We start from the raw sequence: 2,452 nt of genomic DNA on the forward strand, positions 1-2,452 counted from the left end.
GACGTGAGGGCGGTGTGGCGCGCCGCCCGCTCGTCGGCTCCGGCGGCGACGTCCCGCGTGAAGCTCGCCAGCGCCGCGCACAGTGGGCCCGGTGCGGACAGCTGCGGGACGTGGCCCGTGTGGAGCGTGACCACCCGGGCACCGGGGGTGAGCTGCTGCATGCGTCGCTGCGCGATGATCGGCACGGTGCGATCCCCGGTGGCTTCGACGTACAACCGCGGCAGGGCGCCGAAGCGCGCAGGGGTCCAGGCGGCGGAGATCAGCCGGGCGCTCTCCCGCTGCGGACGCAACCGTCGCGCGGCAGCGATCGCCTCCCCCTCCAGGGCATCGTGGAAGAACACCGCCGCCGCGGCCTCGGGCGGGACCGAGGTCTCGCGACCATCGGCGCTCGACTCGAGCCACCGGGAGATCCCCACATCCGTGGGCAGGCCGATCCCCGCACAGAGCTGCGCGAAGTCCACCCCCGAGGGCAGCATCATCCCGGCGACGAAGGCGACCCCGGCGACCCGGTCCGGAATCAGTTCGGCGACCCGGGTCACCACGACCCCGCCGCCGGAGTGCCCCACGAGAACGGCGGGTCGTTCGAGAAGCCGCACGAGTGCCGACACATGGTCGGCCAGGGTGTCGAGGTCGACCACCTCGTCGTCGTCGCCGCCAACGCCCGGTAGGTCGACCACATGGGGGCGGAGGCCGGCCGCACGGAGCGGACCGGTGACGGTGTCCCACACCCAGCCGCCGGCCCACGCGCCGTGGACCAACACCACGTCCGTCACGGTGTCGCCCTCCCTCACTGTTCCGCCGCCGCCAGGACCCGGGCCGCCTCGCGAACCGCCGCGGTATTGGCCTTGCCGTGCCGGGACCCGGCGAGCTTGTCTGCGATGTGTTCGCGGACGGTGACGGGCTCGTAGGCGTCGCCGTCGGTGCCCACGAACTCGGGCAGGGTGGCCACCACGGCGTCGACGTTGCCGTCGTGAAAGAACGCGGCAGAGCGGCGGCGGACGATGCGGCCGTCGACGATCGGTGGCGCCACGCGGTGCAGGGTCGACATCCACCGGTCGTTGGTCAGCCGCGCGGTGAGGTCGCCGAGGTTGACCAGCAGGCCGTCCTCCACGGGCTGGACGTCGTGCCAGCCTCCGTCGGTGCCGAGGACCTGGAGACCGGCAACCCGGTCGGCCCACAGGACCGTGACCAGACCGAAGTCGGTGTGCTCGCCCATTCCCTTGAGTTCGCCGTCGAGCGAGACGGGCCCCTCGTCGAGGGCGTAGTTGACCATGCGGAGAACGTCGATCGAGTGGTCGGTGAGCTGCTCAAAGTACCCCGCGGGCTGGCCGAGGGCGTCGGCGAAGACGCGGGTGAGCGTGCGCGCGACACGGGAGGCCTCGGCGAAGTAGGCATCGACCCGCTCGCGGAAACCGGGCCGCCGGCCACCGGGGAGATCGGGCCACACGTTGATCCCGTAGTCGTCCTCCGACAGGTCCAGACCGACGAACGAGCGTGCCTCGACCCCCACGTTGAACGCCTCGAAGAAGTCGTTCATCCGCCCCGCGGACTCCACCCCGAGGCTCAAACTGAGCGACTCGCTCCTGGGCGGGCTGTACCCGCGGTTCGCATCGGCCACGCGGTAGGCCTTCTTGGCCTCGAGGGGCAGTGCGAAGAAGTCGTCGATCGCGCCGGCCAGACCGTCGATGACCGCGGGTGCCACGCCGTGTCCGACGATCTGCATGAACCCGACGGTCGAGCAGGCCTCGTCGATCTCGCGGGCGACCCGCGCGCGGTCGTCGGAGGACCCGCCGACGACGTAGGGAGACAGGTCCACCGTGGGGACGTGGAAACCGGGGTGATCAGTGGTCATGAGCTTCTCCTGTGGCGGAGTGGCCGGCCGAGGTGACGGGGGCCGGTGTGCCGGGCCGCGGCGCCCACCACGCGGGGTGGGGGCCGGTGCACGACCATGTCTACCGAGGGCGGGTTCCGTCGCCGTCACCCGCGTGTGACCACCGCATTAACGGTCAGCTCCGCGGGAGCCGGGCGGCCATCGCCTCGAGCGCGTCCGCCGTGAGCCGCCCGTGCACCCGGAGTCGCGCGATGCCGCCGTCGGGGAAGACGTCGATGCGGACGAACCGGACGGGGTCGGGGTCTGTGCCGGGAGTGTCGGGGCCGGCGGGGGCCCCGACGAGGAACCGGTGGCGGCAATCGGGCTGCAGCGGGGTGCGGGGCACCAACTCGACCCAGGTCTCGGGGCGGTCGAGGTCCTCGGCCCTGCGGATGCCGTGCAGGGACGCCGATCCGGGGGCGTTGCCGACGTAATAGGAGGTGTCGATCTCCACGTGATCGACCGTGCCCGGGCCGGCCAGGGCGATGGTGACGTGGTCGTTGCCGTCGTCGCGGCGGCGGGCGTTCTCCCAGCCCTCGCCCATGTGGCGGGCGCGATAGGTCTCGGTGCCCTCGCGGGTGA

The 2,452-nt window shown here is 72.3% G+C and carries 2 protein-coding genes and 1 pseudogene; all 3 read right to left on the reverse strand.

Annotated elements, in window-relative coordinates; genetic code table 11:
* On the reverse strand, window positions 1-773 hold a 773-nt coding region (locus G6023_RS06725), incomplete at its 3' end, for an alpha/beta fold hydrolase (protein ID WP_182634608.1).
* 14 nt (window positions 774-787) lie between these two features.
* The gene (locus G6023_RS06730) at window positions 788-1,852 is read right to left on the reverse strand and encodes an isopenicillin N synthase family dioxygenase (RefSeq protein ID WP_182634609.1); all 1,065 of its coding nucleotides are present in this window, start codon (window positions 1,850-1,852) and stop codon (window positions 788-790) included.
* A 154-nt stretch (window positions 1,853-2,006) separates the two neighbouring features.
* Window positions 2,007-2,452: pseudogene (locus G6023_RS06735) on the reverse strand (allantoicase); the annotation flags it as partial.

It is taken from the genome of Dietzia sp. DQ11-71, assembly GCF_014144995.1.
In the GTDB taxonomy this organism is placed as follows: Bacteria; Actinomycetota; Actinomycetes; order Mycobacteriales; family Mycobacteriaceae; genus Dietzia; species Dietzia kunjamensis.

Excerpts from the sequence above, each read along its gene's own strand:
- G6023_RS06730 (WP_182634609.1), bottom strand. The coding sequence starts at position 1,852 with ATGACCACTGATCACCCCGGTTTCCACGTCCCCACGGTGGACCTGTCT.